The following is a 19,407-nucleotide window of genomic DNA, read 5'->3' on the forward strand; positions in this document are numbered from 1 at the left end:
ATGACAGTACCTCTATTACGTCACGTGTGCGACCTCAGCTCTTCAGATGCTTCGCTGTACTCCACTGAGTATAAGTAGAACAGTCTGTAGTAATCATTGACCGTACACTAATTGGTTAAAATGAGCTCCTTATGGCTTACCATCACACCATTCGCAATCGAGTTTACCAGTTCGCCGATCTGAAGACGCTGCTGGCAAAGGCCACCCCGCTACGGTCGGGCGACGTGCTGGCTGGGGTGGCGGCTGACACGTATGAGGAACGGGTAGCCGCTCAGCTCACCTTAGCCGACGTGCCGTTGCGCAACTTCCTGCATGAGGCACTTATTCCTTACGAGCACGACGAAGTAACCCGCCTGATTATTGACACGCACGATGCCGCCGCATTTGCACCGGTCAGTCACTTCACGGTGGGGCAGTTGCGCGACTGGCTGCTGGCCGACACCACCGATACACCTACGCTACAATATCTGGCTCCCGGTCTGACGCCCGAAATGGTGGCCGCCGTCAGCAAGCTGATGCGCAACCAGGAGCTAATTGGCGTGGCTCGCAAGTGCGAGGTAATAACCACGTTCCGTAACACCTTGGGCTTGCGCGGTCACTTAGCTACACGCCTCCAGCCCAATCACCCCACCGATGATGCCCGTGGCATTGCCGCCAGTTTGCTCGACGGCTTGCTTTACGGTAGCGGCGACGCTGTCATCGGCATCAACCCCGCCACCGATAGCCCCGCCGCAGTGCGCAATCTGCTGGAAATGCTCGACGCTATTCGCCAGCAATATGCCATTCCCACCCAATCTTGCGTGCTGTGCCACGTCACAACCACGCTGGAACTAGTCCGGCAGCAGGCCCCCGTAGACTTAACGTTTCAGAGTATTGCGGGTACTCAGGCCGCCAATGCCAGCTTCGGTATCAACTTGGCGCTGCTCGACGAAGCATGGCAAGCCACCCTCAGTTTGAACCGGGGCACGGTAGGGCAGCACGTCATGTATTTCGAAACCGGCCAGGGTAGCGCCCTCAGCGCCAACGCTCACCACGGCCTCGACCAGCAAACCTGCGAAGCCCGCGCCTACGCCGTGGCGCGCCGTTTCCGGCCACTGCTCGTTAATTCGGTGGTCGGTTTCATTGGCCCCGAATACCTCTACGACGGCAAGCAAATCATCCGAGCGGCCCTAGAAGACCATTTTTGCGGTAAGCTGCTCGGCCTGCCCATGGGCATGGACATCTGCTACACCAACCACGCCGAAGCCGACCAAGACGACATGGATACCCTGCTTACGTTGCTCGGCGTGGCCGGCTGCAATTTTATCATGGGAGTGCCCGGCGCCGACGATATCATGCTCAACTACCAGTCCACGTCCTTCCACGACGCGCTCTACATCCGGAGTGTGCTCAGCTTACGCGCCGCCCCGGAGTTCGAGGCGTGGTTGCAGCAGTTAGGCGTGTTCGATGCGCAAGGCAAGCTGCTACCCGCGCCATTGCAGCCGTTGCTCCTAGAAAAGCTGCCGCAGGCGTTTCGTTGACCTGACCTCCTTCCCAAGAGAAGTAACAGTTAACTGTAGCCCAAAGCGCATTTCCCGCAGGAAGATTGGAATCATGCCGTCAACGCATACAACAGGATATTGACGCCGAACTTCGTGTTGTCTTCGGCTAGGAAGCGTTTGTTGCGAAAGTCGTAGTCCCACTCGCAGCCGTAATCTTTGTTGGAGTAGAGCACACCGAGGCGGCCGTTGATTTCGATGCCTTTCAGGTAGTCGTGCACTAGGTCGTCGCCCCACCCATTGAGCTCAAAGGAGGTGGGCGGCGGCCCGTCGGGAAACTTGAAGAACTGCGAGTAGATAACGTGGGTCTTGGGGATTTTCTTTAGGGCACCGGCCCCGAAGCACTGCCGCATCTGCTCCTCGAACGAGCGGGCAAACAGGCCGTCGATGTCGTGGTTGCAGTCATCGACAAACACGAAGCCCCCGTTGCGCACGTACTGCGTGAAATTCGCTTTTTCCTGCGCCGAAAACTGTACCAGCCGGTGCCCCGACAGGTAGCAGAAGGGATGCCGAAACAGCTCTGGTGAATCAAGTGCTACTACTTTCTCTTTCTGATTGACCGGTATTTTGGTGTACTGAATCAGGGAGTGCAGCAGGTTGGTTGGCATTCGCTCGTCTACGCCATCCCAATCGCCGGAGCGGTATTGCAGACGCACGAAAGTGAAAGGAACAGGCATTCGGGACGATAAGGTAGAAGGCAAGACTACTATTCGTAGCCAATAACAGACAAAAATAAATGTGGGAGGTGGCTTGCAGGGAGAAAATACAATTGTGGCTCGCAAAAGCCACAAAACGCAGTGGTCTGAACTTCAAGTCAAAAAGTTATTGCAATAGAAAATACGGGAATGGCAACGAATTTGCGTTTACTGGTTTTATGTATACCTAATCTTCCTTTACTACCATGAAACCTTTGCGACTTCTCGCCCTTCTTTTCCTATTGCTGGCTGGTGCCAGTCAGGCCCAAGCCCAATTCGGTATCAAAGCTGGCGTCAACAATGCCGTGCTCGATGGCCAGAATATCAACATGGACACCGACTACAAAACCACCTACCACGTCGGCGCTTTCCTACGGTTGCCGATACTAGGCCCGTTGTCTATCCAACCCGAAGTGCTTTACTCTTTGCAAGGCTCGCAGTTTAAGTCGACCGTAGCCAACTACGATACTAAACTGCACTACCTCAACATTCCGGTGCTGGCCCACGTGAAAGTAGGCCCTGTATATGCTGAAGCCGGTCCGCAGTTCGGTGTGTTGCTCGGTGCTCGCGAAAACGGCACGCTCCGCATCAACGCAGCTGATGGCTACGGCCCCGTTGACCGCACCGCGGATAACAACTACAAAAAGAACGATTTTGCTTTAGCAGCCGGTGCCGGCCTCGAACTCGGGAGCCTCATCATTGGCGCCCGCTACACCGCGGGCCTCAACAACATCAACGATGTAGCTGACCTGAACGGTGCCAACGACCCACGCCTCAAAAACCGTGTGATTCAAGGGTTTATAGGTATTAAATTCGGTAAATAATTGCCAATCTACTTGCAGTAAAAACGACAGGGGCTTGCTCAATTGAGCAAGCCCCTGTCGTTTTTAGTAGTACTGAATTATTCTTCTATACGGCATCCGAGAGGCTCGTGAAGGTAAAGTCTCGAATCTTCAACGGTGGGACCATATTGCCGCCCAACCGCACTGGCTTGCCCATGGCCTCGATGTTGTTGAGCATGATCACCGGGCTTTCGTTGAAGCGCATGTTCTTGATGGGGTGCTTGATCTTGCCATTCTCGATGTAAAAGGTCCCGTCGCGAGTCAGGCCGGTTACGAGGAGCGTTTGGGGGTCGACGTCGCGGATGTACCAGAGGCGCGTGACGAGGATGCCTTTGGCCGTGCCTTTGATGAGCTCATCAACGCTTTGGGTGCCGCCTTCCATAACCCAGCCGCTCGGGAAAGCAGTAGCCGACCTCTTGCTTTTTTCGGCCCAATAGCGGGAGTAGTACAGGTTCTTCATCACGCCTTTCTCCACCCACGTCATGCGCTTCACGGGCAGCCCGTCGCCGTCGAATACGCGGCCGGGAGCTGTGGCATTGAGCGGGTCGGAATAGATGGTAACGCGCGGGTCGAAGAGCTTCTCGCCGAGTTTGTTGCCGCCGCCTTTTTTGCTGAGAAAGCTACGGCCTTCGTCAGCTTCGCGGGCATCGAGGGCGTACATCAAACGGTTCAGGATACCTTCGTCGGAAACCAGGGCGGCGGGCTCCAGAATAACGGTGTATTTGCCGGGTTCGATGGCCTTGGCTGCTACCGAGCCGGCAGCTTTGGTGGCGGCAATGCTGGTGAGCGTCTTGGCGTTGAACTTAGCTACGTCGGTGTAGTCGGCTACAGCATAACCCGAGCCAGTACCGTCAGCAGTGCGCACCGTTACCGAGTAATCTAATTGCGTGAATTGCTGATAGCCTTCCAGGCCTTTGTTGTTGCGGATGGCCACGAAGCTCGGACCGTCTTCGAGGTAGCCAGCGGCCGTGAGCTTGCGGGGTTCGCACAGACTTATGCTGTCGGCGGCTACTTGGGCGCGGAAGTCAGCGGTGATGCCGGCCGTGGCCGCGACGTAACTGTTGGGCGTGAGAAACTGCTGCGGCCCAAGCATGGGCATGTATTCGGGGTCTTCGGGGGCCAGCTTGGCAATTTCTTCGGCCCGCTGTACGCAGCGGCGCAAAGTAGCATCGTCGAATTGGTTACAAGTGGCCACGCCCGAGCGTTTGCCGAACCGCGCTTCCACGGCCAAACTCACGTTGTCGGACGAGCCAGCGGTACTCACGTTGTTGCGGGCGTAACGAATGTTGCCGGTGGTGCGACCGTTTAGTTGGCCTGCGCACTCGTCGGCAGTGCTGAAGCCCAGGACCTTCTTGAGGATGGCCTGCGCTTCGTCTTTGGAAAGAATTGCCATGGGGTGATATGCTGATTATTGGTAGTTGATTGTTGCTTGCTGATGGTTAGACCGTTGTATCGAATTCTCGACAACGAGCATCTAACAGGCAGCCATCAACCAATTTTCCTTGCCGTATTGATAACGTTGACGCCGTTGAAACGAGTGGTGGCCGAGCCGTGGCTTACTGCTGAAATCTGGCTCGGCTGCCCTTTTCCGTCGAAGAAAGTGCCCATGAGCCGGTAGTCGGACTGGTCGCAGGAGCCGGCGCAAGAGTTCCAGAACTCTTGCGTGTTGGCTTGGTAGGCCACATCCTCAATCATGCCCGTAATCTTGCCTTTGTCGATGGCGTAGAACACCTGGCCCCGAACTGGAAGTTGTAGCGCTGCTGATCGATAGAGTAAGAACCGGCGCCCGCAATATAGATGCCCTTGTCCACCTTGCTGATCATCTCGTCTACGCTGAGCTTGGCGGTGCCGGGTTGCAGGCTCACGTTGGGCATGCGCTGAAACTGCACCGAACTCCAGGCATCGGCATAGCAGCACCCATCGGATTCCTGCTGCCCTACCACGGCGGCTTGGTCCCGGATTTTCTGATAGTTTACCAGCTTGCCTTCTTTGATGAGGTCCCACTGTTTGGTTTTTACGCCCTCATCGTCGTAGCCTACCGCGCCCAGGGAGCCGGGTTGCAGCTTATCGGCCACAATGTTGACTTGCTTGGAGCCGTAGGGAATGTTCTTGGCTTTCCACTCCAAGGTGGCGAAACTGGTGCCAGCAAAATTGGCCTCGTAACCGAGCACCCGGTCCAATTCCGTGGGGTGACCTACCGACTCGTGGATGGTCAAGCCTAAGTGCCCAGGATCCAGTACCAAGTCGTATTTGCCGGGTACCACACTCTTCGCCGTTAGCTTTTCTTTAGCATGTTTGGCTGCTTGCGCGGCATCTTCCAGAATGTTGTAGCGCTGATTGTAGCCGACCACTGTAGTGCCTGTGGGGCCTGCTACTCTTTCGCTGGCGCCAGGTGTCAGATATTCGTAGCCCAACCCCATAGCCGCCGACATCGACTCGCGGGAGCGAAACTTGCCGGTTGCTTTGTCGATGGCCGTGACCGTAAACGTGGGCCAGATGCGGTGCACGTCCTGGTCGATGTAGGAGCCGTCGGTGCTGGCGAAGTACTTCTGCTCGTTCACCTGAAACAGCGCCGAGTTGATGTAATTAGCGCCGTTTTCGAGGGCTTTGGCATTGGCGGCTAGCAGTAAGTCGGCCTTTTCTTTTACCGGAACTTCGAAAGGGTTTTTCTGGATGGGCGTCTTCCAGCTTACTTCGCCGTAGCCTTGTTGTGGCGCCAACTGCACGGGTTGTTTCTGTACTTTCTGGTTGGCTTTGGCGATGGCCGTTGCCGAGCGGGCCGCCGCTGCTACGCCCGCTTCCGTTATGGTGTTGGTTGAGGCAAACCCCCAGGCTCCGTTCACTAACACTCGAACTCCTGCCCCGAGGCTTTCGGTGCTGGTGATGTTCTGCACTTGCTTTTCGCGGGTGAAAACGTACTGATTGAGGTAGCGTCCAATGCGCACATCAGCATAGGAAGCCCCGGCAGATTTTGCAGCGTTCAGGGCAGCATCGGCAAGGCGCTTTTTCAGGGCCGGGTCCATGACTTCGAGCAGTTGCTCGGGGTCCACGAGCATACCTCCCAAACCAGGTAGGCTCGGTAGCAGCAGGCCCCCGGCCGCTAAGCCAGTCAGCCCCATAAAGTCACGTCTTTTCAAAGTGCTTGATAGTTAGAAGTTGAAAGAAGGAAAGCAGTAGCCAACATAAGCCTTTTTATTTCCTATGGATGCTACTTCCTGCTTAAGGTTGCTAAAATATTCAGGAAACCGAATGAAATGTAAATGCCCGTCCGGCGCAAACCGGACGGGCGACATACTAGGCGCAAAGCAACAAGCTTACGTCACCCATTCCTCTAGCCGATCTTGCGGGCTGTGTTGATGACGTTGACGCCGTTGAAGCGCGTCGTGGCCGAGCCGTGACTTACCGCCGAGCTCTGTGCGGGCTGTCCTTTGCCGTCGTTGAAGAAGCCCGCGAGGCGGTAGTCGGACTGGTCGCAGGAGCCGGCGCAGGAGTTCCAGAACTCTTGCGTGTTGGCCTGATACGCCACGTCTTCGAGCATACCCGTAATCTTGCCTTTGTCGATGGCGTAGAACACTTGGCCCCCAAACTGGAAGTTGTAGCGCTGCTGGTCGATAGAGAACGAGCCATTGCCGGCAATGTAGATGCCCTTATCCACGTTCTTCACTAACTCATCTACGCTTAGTTTGGCCGTGCCGGGGCGCAGACTTACGTTGGGCATGCGCTGGAACTGCACATCCTGCCACGACTGCGAGTAGCAGCACCCATCCGATTCTTTCTGACCCACCATAGCGGCTTGGTCACGGATCTTCTGGTAGTCGATGAGCTTGCCTTCTTTGATGAGGTCCCACTCTTTGGTTTTCACACCTTCGTCGTCGTACCCAACTGCGCCCAACGAGTTCGGCTGGAGCTTGTCGGCCACAATGTTGACCTGCTTGGAGCCGTAGGGAATGTTCTTGGCTTTCCACTCCAGCGTGGCGAACGATGTACCGGCGTAGTTGGCCTCATAGCCAAGCACCCGGTCCAGCTCCGTCGGGTGACCCACCGACTCGTGAATGGTTAGGCCCAAGTGGTGCGGATCGAGCACCAAGTCGTACTTGCCGGGCACTACGCTCTTGGCGGTCAGTTTTTGCTTGACTTGCTTGGCCGCGGCGGCGGCATCTTCCAAGATGTCGTAGCTGTTTTTGTAGCCCACAACATCCGAACCGGCGGGCCAGCAACCTTGTCGGCAGCCTTGGGCGTCAGGTATTCGTAGCCCATGCCCATGGGGGAACTCAACGACTGCCGGGAGCGGAATTTGCCCGAGGCCCGGTCGATAGCCGTAACCCCGAAGGTCGGCCAGATGCGGTGAATATCCTGGTCGATGTAGGAGCCGTCGGTACTAGCAAAGTACTTCTGCTCGTTCACCTGAAACAGCACCGAATTGACAAACGAGGCGCCGTTTTCCATGGCCTTGGCATTGGCTGCCAATAGGATATCTACTTTATCCTTGATAGGCACTTCGAAAGCGTTCTGCTGAATAGGGGCCTTCCACGAAACCTCGCCGAAGCCTTTTTGAGGCGCAAGCTGCACCTGGGCCTTCTGCACTTTCGAGTTGGCTTTGGCGATTTGCACGGCCAACTGGGCAGCTTTGGCAAGGCCTGCTTCCGTTACTTGGTTGGTGGAGGCGAATCCCCAAGTGCCGTTGGCAATTACTCGGATACCAGCACCATAACTTTCAGTGCTCAGGATGTTTTGCACCTGCTTTTCGCGGGTGAAAACGCCTTGATTGAGGTAGCGTCCAATTCGCACGTCGGTGTACGTGGCGCCAGCTGCCTTAGCAGCATTTAAGGCCGCATCAGCTAGCTTTTTCTTAACAGCAGGGTCCACGGCGGCGTCCAGCAGGCGCAAGGGGGCTACCTCGATGCCGCTGCCAAAACCGGGGATGCTGGGTATAAACAGAGCTCCGGTAGCCAAGCCGGTAAGCCCTACAAAGTCACGTCTTTTCAAAGCAGTACTGAATAGAGAAGTAGAAAGAGAGGATACGCAGCCCGAAGGCACGCTTCGGGCTACTGCTTACACAGCGTCCGAGAGGCTGGTGAACGTGAAGTCCCGAATCTTGAGCGGCGGCACGAGGTTGCCGTTCACGCGAACCGGCTTGCCAATGGCTTCCAGGTTGTTGAGCATGATAATGGGCGACTCGTTGAAGCGGAAGTTCTTCACCGGATGCTTGATCTTGCCGTTCTCGATATAGAAGGTTCCGTCGCGGGTGAGGCCCGTGTACAGCAGCGTCTGCGGATCAACGGGACGGATGTACCACAGACGCGTCACGAGAATACCTTTCGCCGTACCCTTAATCATGTCTTGCACGCTCTGGGTGCCGCCTTCCATGATCCAGCCGCCGGGCCGTGGAATGTCTGGAATACCCGATTTCTGGGCCCAAAACCGAGACGTGTAGAGGTTTTTCACTACGCCCTTCTCAATCCAAGTCATCTTCTTCTGCGGACGACCGTCGCCGGCAAACGTGAGGCTGGCAATTTCGGCGTTGGTGGGGTCTGAGTAGATGGTTACCCGCTCGTCGAACAGCTTTTCGCCTTTGCGGTTACCACCGCCTTTTTTGCTGAGGAAGCTGCGGCCTTCGTCGGCGTTGCGAGCATCCAGCGCGTTCATTAAAGCCGCCAGCAACGAGGCGTCGGTATTGGCTACCAAGGCCGCAGGCTCCAGAATAACGGTGTACTTGCCGGGCTCAATGGCTTTGGCATTGCGCGACATAGCTGCCTTGTCGGCCGCCACTTGCGTCAGGGTGCCAGCGTCGAATCCGGCGGCATCGTTGTAATCACCAGTGGCGTAGCCGGAGCCGGTCCCGTCGGGGGTACGTACCGTGATGCTGAACGACAAGTTGGTGTACTGCTGATAGGCTTCCAGGCCTTTGTTGTTGCGCTTGGCCACAAAGCCGGCTTCGTCGTTGAGGAAAGCAGCCGAAGTCACTTTTTTCTCGTCGCAGATCTTCATGGTTTTGCCGATCTGCATTGCGCGGAAGTCGGGGGTGATGCCGGCCGTGGATGCTGCAAACGACTTGGGAGCAGCGATATACGTCTGGGCTCCGAGCAGGGGCATGTACTCCGGACTCTCGGGGGCCAGCTTGGCAATTTCTTCGGCCCGTTGCACGCAGCGGCGCAGCGTGGCATCGTCGAACTCGTTGCAAGTGGCTACACCCGAGCGTTTGCCGAACCGCGCTTCCACCGCTAAGCTCACGTCATCAGCAGCACCGCTGGTACTGATGGCGTTGCGGGCCGAGCGGACGTTGCCGCCGTTGCTGCCGCTGAGCGTAGCTTCACACTCGTCGGAGGTACTGAAACTAAGGACCTTCTTAAGGATGGCCTGGGATTCGTCTTGGGAAAGAATTGCCATTAGGTAACTGTTGAGTTGTCGCTTGCTAATTGTGGTTGATGCTTGTTGATAAGTAGCTGGTGGTTATGGAAGAGTTACCTCAACACCAGCCCCTAGCTATCAGCAATCAACCAATTTTCCGGGCTGTATTGATGACATTAACACCGTTGAAACGGGTGGTGGCCGAACCGTGGCTTACCGCCGATACTTGGCTCGGCTGCCCTTTGCCGTCGAAGAACGACCCAAATAGGCGGTAGTCGGACTGGTCGCAGGAGCCAGCGCAGGAGTTCCAGAACTCTTGCGTGTTAGCCTGATAGGCCACGTCTTCGAGCATGCCCGTAATCTTGCCTTTGTCGATGGCGTAGAACACCTGGCCGCCAAACTGGAAGTTGTAGCGCTGCTGGTCGATAGAGTAGGAGCCGCGGCCAGCAATGAAGATGCCTTTATCTACCTTGCTTACCATCTCGTCCACGCTCATCTTCTCTTTGCCCGGCTGCAAGCTCACGTTGGGCATGCGCTGGAACTGGACCGAGCTCCACGAGTCCGCGTAGCAGCATCCATCCGATTCCTTCTGGCCAACGATGTGTGCTTGGTCGCGAATCTTCTGGTAATCGACGAGCTTGCCTTCTTTGATGAGGTCCCACTGCTTGGTTTTCACGCCCTCATCGTCGTAGCCCACCGCACCCAAAGAACCAGGCTGCAGCTTATCAGCCACAATATTTACTTGCTTGGAGCCGAACGGGATATTCTTGGCCTTCCATTCCTGAGTGGCAAAAGAAGTACCGGCATAGTTGGCTTCGTAACCGAGCACCCGGTCCAGCTCGGTAGGGTGGCCCACCGACTCATGAATGGTCAGGCCGAGGTGGTTGGGGTCGAGTACCAGGTCATACTTGCCGGGCACCACGCTCTTAGCCGTTAGCTTCGCGCGGGCATGTTTGGCAGCGGCGGCCGCATCCTCCAGAATATCGTAGCTATTTTTGTAGCCAATAACATCGGAACCAGCCGGGCCCGGAATCTTGTCGGCAGCTTTCGGTGTCAGGTACTCGTAACCCAAGCCCATCGGGGCCGACATGGCATCTCGGGAGCGAAACTTACCCGAAGCCTTATCGATAGCCGTCACGCTGAAGGTTGGCCAAATGCGATGCACATCCTGGTCGATGTAGGAGCCGTCGGTGCTGGCGAAATACTTCTGCTCGTTGATCTGGAACAGCGAGGAATTGACGAAGGAAGCGCCATTCTCTAGTGCTTTGGCATTGGCCGCCAGCAGTAGTTCTACTTTCTGCTTCACCGGTACTTCAAAAGCATTTTGCTGAATCGGCGTTTTCCAGCTTACCGTGCCGTAGCCCTGCTGGGGTGCCAGTTTCACTTGCTCTTTCTGCACTTTCGAGTTGGCCTTGGCAATCTGCACGGCTAGTTGTGCCGCTTTGGCTAGGCCAGCCTCCGTCACCGTATTGGTAGCCGCGAAGCCCCAGGTACCGTTGGCAATAACCCGAACGCCTGCCCCGAAGCTTTCACCGCTGGCTATGTTTTGGACTTGCTTTTCGCGGGTGAAAATGCTTTGGTTGAGGTAGCGGCCAATTCGTACGTCAGTGTAGGTGGCGCCTGCCGCTTTGGCCGCATTCAGAGCTGCGTCAGCCAATCGTTTATTAACGGCCGGGTCCACTGCCTCCAGCAGTCGAGCCGGGTCGACGGGGTTGCCACCCAGGCTCGGAAACGTGGGCAGAAAAAGCGCCCCGGTAGCCAAGCCAGTGAGGCCCACAAAATCACGTCTTTTCAAATTAAGGAAAGGTTTGGTTGGAAAGGAAGGAGAACAAGTAGCAGTTTAGGATGTGCACGTTTCATCTGCAACTGAAGGACGCTGACGGTATCATGAGGCTGCATAGTTACAAAGAGGGTAAAAGGTGTTTTCCCTTATCGGCAGGTAAGCTGGCTTCACCCCCGGCAATTAGTTTTCTGCTTGTAACTCCACTGTGCCTCCACTGTGTATAAGAGAAAAGAGGCCTCCGCAATTACGAGAGGCCTCTTTTCTAGCTCTGTTACACTACTCGTTGCGTGTCATTAATCGGTTAGCAGCTAGCTCCGTATTGGGAATTGGCCAGACGTAAAGAATGTCAGTGGGATTAACTGCGCTGACCGTACCCTTAGCGGGAATGGGAGCGTTAAGTCGCATAATATCGAGGTTGCGAATGCCCTCCCGAGAAACTCAATGCGCCGCTCTAGTACCACAGCGTTGGCGGCCGCGTCTACAGTTGCAAAGGAAGTGTAAGCGCTACCATTTGACCGTTGCCGCACGGCGTTCAACAAGGCCAAGGCTTGTGCGTCAGCAGCGCCTGCTGTGCGAAAACGAGCTTCTGCTAAACTCAACATCACTTCGGCATAGCGAATCACGGGTGCTTTATCGGTGTAAGGTGTGCCGTTAGGATACTTATTTAAGTAAAGAGTACCTGTGCCTGTAATCAAGCTTGTCCGCCGCACATCAGTAGCTCCAAAACCTGCATTGGAAAGGATACCACCAGCGCCACTGTTGAGCGCGTACTCGCCGTTGCCAACTGGAGATGGGCGATAGTAGAAGGCCAATTGGTTTTGTGTACCGGGAGCGTTCTGCGCTGTGAAAGGAAAGCTCAGGATGCTTTCAGTCGTTTCCTGTGGCGCGGCGAATACGGCTGTTATAGAGGCGTTTAGCGCATTGCTTACGCCAGTGGGAGCAGCGTATGGTGCAGTGGCAGGGACTAGTTTATTAGCTTCCCGTATTACATCATTGTAGAGTCCCATGCTTAAATACACCCGTGTCTTCAAGGCAATAGCCGTGTTACGGTGAGCCCGTGTTACGTTGAGCGTGGAAGCAGTGCCGCCAGTGTAAGTGAGCGGCAGATTTTGCTCTGCAAAGTTCAGATCCGTAAGAATCTGTTGGTATACTTCTCCTACTGTGCTACGAGCCAGGTCGTTGTTTGTACCATCGGTTTCGGCTTGCAGACGCAAGGGCAAACCGGGCTTGCTTCCAGGGGCAGCTCCGTTGCTAGTATCGGTATAAGGCCGGGCGTACAATTGCAATAGCGAGTAGTAACTCAGAGCACGAAGTAGCCTAGCTTCCGCCTTGTATTGCTCGGCGGTGGTGGTAAAAGTGGCTGGAAAAATTGGCGCAACGAATTTGGCTGAGTTAGTTTCCATGCCAGCCAAAAACACGTTCGCTTGGTTGATAGCAGCGTAGCCGGCAGCCCACAAGCTTACTACGTCGTTCTGCGACTGTTCGGTCAACGTGTGGTTCCACACGCCTAGCGCCGTCACGCCGTTGCTCCGCAAATTTATAAAATCATTCGCCCGTACATCACTATACACTTGGTAGCGCCCTCCCAAGAAACTACCAACTTTAATATAGGAGTATAGATTGTTGACTTGCAGAAGCACACGGGCCGGCGTGTCAAACACCACTTCCTGCGGATAAAGCGTAGTCGGTTCTGGGTCCAACAAATCCTTTTGGCACGAGAAGGTGCCGAATGCCAGTGCCGTAGTGCAAAGGCTTACCGTGACTATTTTTTTAAATGATGACTTCATCAGAATGCCGTGTTTAGAAACCAATGTTGAAACCCACCGTGTAAGTCCGGGCCTGTCCTACCGAGTTGCGGTCGACGCCGGCACCCGTGTTGGCATTAGAGCCTGTGGTTGAGTTGGTGGAGATTTCTGGGTCAATACCTGTGTAATTCGTAATCAGGCCTGCATTCTGCACCTGACCATACACACGAATACTGGCAATATTGAACCGGCTCAGCACACTTGGTTTCACGTTGTAGCCCAGAGTGATATTGCGCAAACGGGCAAAGTCGCCTTTCTCGATATTCGACGACATAACTAGGCCCGAGCCATTGGAAATGTTATCGCCAAACACCACCCGTGGCCATTTTGCGTTGGTGTTAGTTTCTGTCCAACGCTCCAAAATGTCTACATCGTTGTTCCAAAAGCGCTGATCGTGCAAACCAGATTTGGTACCGTTGTAGAGGTAGTTGCCGCCCGAATACTGAATGAAAATTCCTAGGTCGAAATTCCCGAGTTGGAACGTGTTATCGAAGCCTCCATACCACTTAGGAAGGGTAGGGCCAAAGTACACTCCGTCGACCAGTTGGTTGGGAGCTGCCGTGGCCCGGCCAGTGGCAACGTCTGTCCAGCCGCCCCCAGAGTGGTTATATTGCGCCACGGTTCCGTCTGCCTTCTGAATCATCCGCCGGCCATTTTCTGGGTTTACGCCCAACGAAGGCACTGCTAGTAATTCACCTACCGAGCGACCTACTTCCGTGAAGTTGACTGTTTCCAAAGAGGTAGGCGTGGCAATACGTTGGCCTTCAGTGGCCAAACTCAATACCCGGTTTTTAAGCGTAGTGTAGTTGCCGCTTACTGTCCAGGTGAAGTTGGGCTTCTGAATAGCAATGGCTTTCAGATTCAGTTCGATACCAGTATTACGCATCGAGCCGACGTTGGCCAAGTACGTGCTGTTGTTGATGTTCGCAACATCCGTTGGAACAGCACCACCTGGAAGGCCTTTTGAGGGAGCTTGGGGCACACGTAGAATCAAACCGTCCACCAGGTTGCGATAGTAAGCCAAATCACCCGTAATTCGGTCTCCTAGCAAGCCGAATGTCATACCTACATCGGTTTTCTTGCTGGTTTCCCAGGTGAGCAGCGGGCTGCCAGGGTTGCTGAAATACAGGGTGGCGTTATCAGCATATAAGCTGTTTTCGTAGGTGAAGAGCGATGCAAAGTCTTCAACACCCTGGCTATTGCCAACTTCGCCGTAACTGCCTGTAAACTTCAGAAAGTTGAATGTGGTAGCGAAAGGAGCATTTTTCCAGAAATCTTCCTCCGATAAAACATATCCCAACGACGCACCATAGAAGTTGCCCCACTTTTCAGCCCAAGCTGAGTAACCGTCGCGCCGAACGTTTAAGGAGGCTAGGTATTTCTTGCCAAAATCGTAGTTCAAACGACCGAAGTAAGAGAGCAAATAGTTTTCGCTCTGCAAGTTGCCCAGCGCTGAGATGTTGGTATAAGTACCTTGATAATTAGTTACGAATGGGTCCGCTACGCCTGTCCGACGAGCTCCCCATCGTTCTATACCAGTATGCTGTTGCTCGTTGCCCAGCAATAAGGAAACGTTATGCTTCTCGCCAAGAGTGCGGTCGTACTGAGCTGTGTTCTGCCAGTTCCAACGCTTGTTGACTCGATTAAAATTATCAGCTGTGCCTCCTGTTGAAAATCCATCCCCCGCGATAGACGTATTGAAAGCCTTATCCTCGAACAAGATGTTGTTGATGCCGAAGGTGGTGCGAAGCGTCAGGCCGGAGATAATTTCCCAACTGGCATATACACTGCCTTGAATTTCGTTGCCTTCAGAGATAAAGTAGTTGTTTTCGAGGTCGACGAGCGGGTTGTAATAGTTAACTCCCAGCGCTGCCGTTGGCGTCGCAGTTGAAGTAGGTTCTAAGTTGGCGCCTGGTCCGATGCCTGCTCCACTGGTGTTGTAGGTGCCATCGGGATTGCGGGCAGCCACGTTGGGCGGTAGCACGAGCGGCAAACGACCCAAACCTCCTGTTCCAAAAGACTGATCAGCTGTTGAACCCGAGTTAGGAGATTGGTTACGGCTGTTGGAGTACCCTACTCGGGTACCGATAGTGAAATTCTTAAATACTTTGTGGTCGAGGTTGAGGCGCGCCGATATACGCCGGAACTCGTTCTGCTCCAGCATGCCTTTCTGGTTGGTGTACCCTATCGACGTATAGTAGTTGGTTTTTTCGGTGCCGCCTGAGAAGTTTAGCGTGTTGGAAGTGGAAAAGCCCGTCCGGTAGATGTAATCATACCAGTTTGTGTCAACCGTATTGCCATTGGCATCTTGCTGAAGCCGGAAGCCTTCTACGTTATTACCCGGCTGCCCTAAGGCAATGCGGTTGGCATTCAGGTTGCGAACAGCTTCATTTTTAATGTCTACATACTGTTCGGCGTTGAGCACATCGAACAGTCGCACTGGCTCCGACCAGCCAGCCCACGAATCAAACGAAATTCGACTCTGGCCTTTCTTACCTCTTTTGGTGGTTACCAAAATAACGCCACCGGCCGCCCGCGAACCATAAATAGCAGTAGCAGAAGCATCCTTCAGTACTTCAACACTTTCTATATCGCTGGGGTTAACATTACTCAGTGGGTTGTTTGGCACACTACCTACTGCCGACGTGTTACCGCTGAAAGCAGGGATTCCGTCGATAACGAACAGCGGCGATGAGCTAAGCGTGATAGAGTTCACACCGCGTATCCGGATAACAGGCGCATTGTTGAGCACCCCGTTAGGGGTTGTGATGTTTACACCCGATGCTCGGCCTTGCAAGCCCTGCTCAAAGCTTTGCACTGGCTTATTAGCAATTTCAGCCCCTTTTATAGTGGCCACCGAGCCCGTTAAATCGCGCCGGGATTGGGTGCCGTAACCTACTACTACCACTTCGTCAAGACCCGTAGAGGCTGAACCAAGCGTAGCATTGACAGTGGACTGGGTGCCTATCGCCACCTCTTTGGAATCGAATCCAACCGAAGAAAATACCAACGTGCTGGCTGAAGCAGGTACAGCTAAGCTGTAACGGCCTTCACCGTCTGTGGCAGTGCCTACAGAGGTGCCTTTAGCAACCACTGTGACGCCTGGAAGCCCGGCACCATCAGTGCCTTGTACTTGCCCAGTGACAGTGCGCGTCTGAGCCTGCACATCGTGGCCGGCAAGCGCAACTACTGTAAAAGGCAATGAGAGTAAGACTTTTCTCATGTGTCAATTAAGAGTGAAAAGAAGGGATGTTGCTAGGTGTTTTGGTAACCAACCGTATTGGCAATTTTGACAAGTATATGTTATTGTTTCTTTAATAAAAACTAGTAATACCGAATAAATTATTAAAAATTTTTAATCCAAATGTCCAGTGAGTACACACTTACTATATTTTTTAGAGACTGTTTGAACTATGATAAGGTATATTCTTCCCTGATAACAAGGGCTGCCTTTTAACTTGATAAAGTGCCATGCGCAAAAGCAGCAATTTGTATGTCATGTTAGTGAGCGCTGACCGCTATACTTTTCGATCAATAACAACTGAACTAGGCAATCAACTCCAGCAGAGCAGTAGCAATATTTCGCCAAGGCTGTGCTAAGTCCACCGTAACGATGCGGACGGGATACCCGCCTAATGTATAGCGTACATCAAGCGCCTGCTCAGCAGCTGGATAAAGCAAAATTCCCTCGAGTGCTTGGCCAGGAGCAGTAGGTTGGTTCTGCAGGTAAGCATAAAGCTGGTAGAGGTGGGGCGAAATCAACTTTTGCTGGTCGTAGCGCAGCCGCAAAGCCGCCTTGTAGTACTTGGTATCGAGGATGATTTTGCGGTGAGGCGCTTCGAGCGTGGTATCCGTAATCATGGCCGGGAGCAGGTTCAGTGCTTCGGGCGTAGTTGTGGTCACCTGCCAGTGAATGGTCTCCGAGGATACATGAAACTGTTGTTGCTCTGAGCGGTAGAAGTTGCGCACAAACTGCTCGAAGAGACGTGCCATTAGCTGCTCGTCGCGGCGGAAGTCGCGGAACCGAAGGCGGCCAGAGGTATCGGGTTCGGGGAGGGCGCTATGGTACACCAGTTCACATACATTCAGCAAGAACCCTGGCAGCCCGGTAGGACGTAAGCGGTGCACTGTTCGCAACAGCTCTGAAGAAAGCGGCAACGGGAGCAAGCCCACTGGAAAGCGGCGCAGTAGTAGTTTAAGCTCATGGCGCAGCGCAGAGGGCAGTGCACGACTACGGCTAAGCTGCTGCAAGGTGCCAAGCAGTAACTGATTAAACGGCGTCTGGAATCCTAGCTCGTCATAGACGCACAACGCCCGGCCACGGCGCAACAAGTCACGGGAAAGGCTAGGTGCTAGTTGCACGCGTCCCCGTAGCTCTGCTAATTCTTCTTCCCGCTCGGCATACGCCACCGCTAAACCCTGCCGCAATAACCGCCGCGTTCCTATCAGGAGCACGTGCGCCAGCAACTCCAGCGGCCGGTGGAAGGTCTCGGCTTCTGTTGCCAGTAACTCCTGCTGCTCCGGCAACCGATTCCAGGCATAGCAAAGCAAGTAGTAAAGGTTCTGAATCGGAATCATGCGGGTGGAGCGGCAGCTGGGGAATAATTTGTTTTACCCTAGCAGCTTCTTCTTTTGGGCAGTTGCTTTTGCTGGTTGGTCCAGCCAATAATCATCAAGCAGAGGGGCTATTTCCTGCTTGAATACCAAGCTGAGCCATGAGTCGGCAGCGGCAGGGTCGGTGGGGGCTGGCAGAAGTAGCTATGGCCGATGCGGAAATCTGGCCCAAGTTCCGGGTCGTCGGCAATAGTGAGATTAAGGTCGGTGAGGCGGTCAACGAGGCGTTGAATGACGGGCACCGGTACTTGCTGCGCCGCTAGAAACTCCTGGAGCGGCACCCCAAATTCGGGCACTAACTCCACGAAGGCAAAGCGGCGGCGTAAGGCGTAATCTAGCGGCGCTAGGCTTCGGTCGGCCAGGTTCATGGTGCCTATTACGAACACGTTGCCGGGCATGTAGAAGCGTGGCGCATCGGCGGGGGTGTAGGGCAGACGTACGGCGTGGGCGGGGCCGCGCTTGTCGGCTTCCAGCAGCAAAAGCAGCTCTCCGAAAATGCGGCTCAGATTGCCGCGGTTCAATTCATCTATCAAGAGAAAGTACGGTCGCTCCGGATCCGCGGCGGCCCGCTCACAGAAAGCAGGCAGCACGCCATCCTGTAGTCGAAACGTACCCTGCGCATCGGGCCGGAAGCCTTGCACAAAGTCTTCGTAGCTATAGCTCGGGTGAAACTGGATGAGTTCTATCCGGCCGGCATCGGTAGCGCCAAGCTCCAGCCACGCCAGCCGACGAGCCAAAAACGTTTTGCCCGTGCCTGGCGGGCCTTGCAAGATTAGGTTACGGCGGCGGTGCAAAGCTGCCAAAGCGGCATCCAGCAATTCATCGGAAACAAACAGCTCTTGCCGCGCTTGCGCCCGGGTATAAGGCTGAGCAGACGGAAGATTGTATGTGGCAATCGGCTCATGCGCTATGCTTGTATCAGGCACTGGTGCTGACTCTTCTAGGGCCTGGGTTGGCGCTCCTTTCTTTCGAGGAAGCTTTTCCCTAGTAATGCCTGTGTGCAACTCCTGCATAGCGTCTTGCGCGGCCACGTCACCGTCGAGCAAAGACGAGTTTTCCAGCGTTGGGCGCTTGGTAGCAATAGTGAAGTCGAGCTGCTCCAGCACCCGATTGGTAGCGGAACCGGCTGGCAGGGCCAAGTAGCTTCCGGCTGCTCCATCGCCAAACGATAAGCCAACTGTGCTACGGCCCGGGGGCATAGCGGCGGCCACGGTACACAAGGTCGTACACGGTGCTCAGGGGCATCCGTGGACCTTCGCGGTCCAGTTGGCGCAGGGCACGCAGTACTTGCTCGCGGGTAAGTAAACTAAGGTCGGGTTCTGGCTTGGGCATGCGTTTGAAAGTACGAGTAAAACCCATTTGCGCCATAGTTAGCTCCTGCAGCAAGACTTTTTAAACGCGAAAAAGCCCGGCTGCGAGGTGCAAACCGGGCTTCTATAGCTAGTTGAATTACTTCTGCTGCGTAGTTTTCTTCTTGCCATCTGGCTTGTCCTTCACAGTTTCCTCGTTCTTCTTTTCCTTGCTCTTGGTAGCAGGGTCGGTATGCTGGGGGTAGTGGTGGGTTGTGCCATGGAAGTAGGTGGTAGTAGATGAGGTATAACCTGTAGTACGAGAGAAAAAGCAAGGCAGACGGGTTTTGTCGAGCTTTATTGCTTTATGCGCTGCACCTAACCACAGAAGCCGAGGTAACGCAGCAGAAAGCAATAATGCAAGCCAAGCGCGCAGGGCAGCCCACCGACCAGTATGAAAATGTGCTACGCAAAATCAAGAGCCGTACCCTCT

Annotated in this window: 13 protein-coding genes and 2 pseudogenes; 2 read left to right on the forward strand and 13 right to left on the reverse strand. The window is 54.5% G+C overall.

Translation table 11 applies throughout. The features are described 5' to 3' along the window. Positions 1-131 precede the first annotated feature (131 nt). Positions 132-1,520: an ethanolamine ammonia-lyase subunit EutB gene (locus tag MUN86_RS01045; RefSeq protein WP_245120758.1), complete on the forward strand. Its 1,389-nt coding sequence runs from the start codon at positions 132-134 to the stop codon at positions 1,518-1,520. A gap of 71 nt (positions 1,521-1,591) precedes the next feature. Here MUN86_RS01045 and MUN86_RS01050 read toward each other — a convergent pair whose 3' ends face one another. Further along, entirely contained in the window at positions 1,592-2,215 is a 624-nt protein-coding gene (locus MUN86_RS01050; protein WP_245120759.1) for a DUF4159 domain-containing protein, read from the reverse strand. Between the two features lie 224 nt (positions 2,216-2,439). Between MUN86_RS01050 and MUN86_RS01055 the strand changes: the two genes are divergently transcribed. After that, positions 2,440-3,057 carry a porin family protein gene (locus MUN86_RS01055; RefSeq protein ID WP_245120761.1) on the forward strand — a complete coding sequence of 206 codons (618 nt, stop codon included), beginning with the start codon at positions 2,440-2,442 and terminating at the stop codon, positions 3,055-3,057. An 85-nt stretch (positions 3,058-3,142) separates the two neighbouring features. On the opposite strand, the gene MUN86_RS01060 is transcribed toward MUN86_RS01055, so the two are convergent. The 12 genes and pseudogenes from MUN86_RS01060 to MUN86_RS01110 form a co-directional block, all read right to left on the reverse strand. After that, positions 3,143-4,468 carry a TldD/PmbA family protein gene (locus MUN86_RS01060; RefSeq protein WP_245120763.1) on the reverse strand — a complete coding sequence of 442 codons (1,326 nt, stop codon included), beginning with the start codon at positions 4,466-4,468 and terminating at the stop codon, positions 3,143-3,145. Positions 4,469-4,563: 95 nt separating this feature from the next. Continuing rightward, a pseudogene (locus MUN86_RS01065) lies at positions 4,564-6,212 on the reverse strand (TldD/PmbA family protein). Between the two features lie 194 nt (positions 6,213-6,406). Further along, positions 6,407-8,061: pseudogene (locus tag MUN86_RS01070) on the reverse strand (TldD/PmbA family protein). Between the two features lie 66 nt (positions 8,062-8,127). Continuing rightward, positions 8,128-9,462 carry a TldD/PmbA family protein gene (locus MUN86_RS01075; RefSeq protein WP_245120765.1) on the reverse strand — a complete coding sequence of 445 codons (1,335 nt, stop codon included), beginning with the start codon at positions 9,460-9,462 and terminating at the stop codon, positions 8,128-8,130. Between the two features lie 106 nt (positions 9,463-9,568). Beyond that, the gene (locus MUN86_RS01080; RefSeq protein ID WP_245120767.1) at positions 9,569-11,218 is read right to left on the reverse strand and encodes a TldD/PmbA family protein; all 1,650 of its coding nucleotides are present in this window, start codon (positions 11,216-11,218) and stop codon (positions 9,569-9,571) included. Positions 11,219-11,514: 296 nt separating this feature from the next. Continuing rightward, complete coding sequence (locus tag MUN86_RS01085) at positions 11,515-12,993, reverse strand: RagB/SusD family nutrient uptake outer membrane protein (protein ID WP_245120769.1); 1,479 nt, start codon at positions 12,991-12,993, stop codon at positions 11,515-11,517. Positions 12,994-13,006: 13 nt separating this feature from the next. Next, positions 13,007-16,234, reverse strand: coding sequence for a SusC/RagA family TonB-linked outer membrane protein (locus MUN86_RS01090; protein WP_245120771.1), 3,228 nt, complete (start codon positions 16,232-16,234; stop codon positions 13,007-13,009). A 323-nt stretch (positions 16,235-16,557) separates the two neighbouring features. Then, positions 16,558-17,589 carry a 5-methylcytosine restriction system specificity protein McrC gene (locus tag MUN86_RS01095; RefSeq protein WP_245120773.1) on the reverse strand — a complete coding sequence of 344 codons (1,032 nt, stop codon included), beginning with the start codon at positions 17,587-17,589 and terminating at the stop codon, positions 16,558-16,560. 33 nt (positions 17,590-17,622) lie between these two features. Next, positions 17,623-17,718: a hypothetical protein gene (locus MUN86_RS32735; RefSeq protein ID WP_502592234.1), complete on the reverse strand. Its 96-nt coding sequence runs from the start codon at positions 17,716-17,718 to the stop codon at positions 17,623-17,625. After that, positions 17,697-18,824, reverse strand: a complete 1,128-nt coding sequence (locus MUN86_RS01100) for an McrB family protein (protein ID WP_245120775.1) — start codon at positions 18,822-18,824, stop codon at positions 17,697-17,699. The genes MUN86_RS32735 and MUN86_RS01100 overlap by 22 nt, the downstream gene beginning before the upstream one ends. Next, entirely contained in the window at positions 18,808-18,957 is a 150-nt protein-coding gene (locus MUN86_RS01105) for a hypothetical protein (RefSeq protein ID WP_245120777.1), read from the reverse strand. Before MUN86_RS01105 ends, MUN86_RS01100 begins: the two co-directional genes overlap by 17 nt. 117 nt (positions 18,958-19,074) lie before the next feature. After that, on the reverse strand, positions 19,075-19,329 hold the full coding sequence (locus tag MUN86_RS01110) for a hypothetical protein (protein WP_245120779.1): 255 nt from the start codon (positions 19,327-19,329) through the stop codon (positions 19,075-19,077). Positions 19,330-19,407 lie beyond the last annotated feature (78 nt).

This window comes from Hymenobacter volaticus (genome assembly GCF_022921055.1).
Classification (GTDB): Bacteria; Bacteroidota; Bacteroidia; order Cytophagales; family Hymenobacteraceae; genus Hymenobacter; species Hymenobacter volaticus.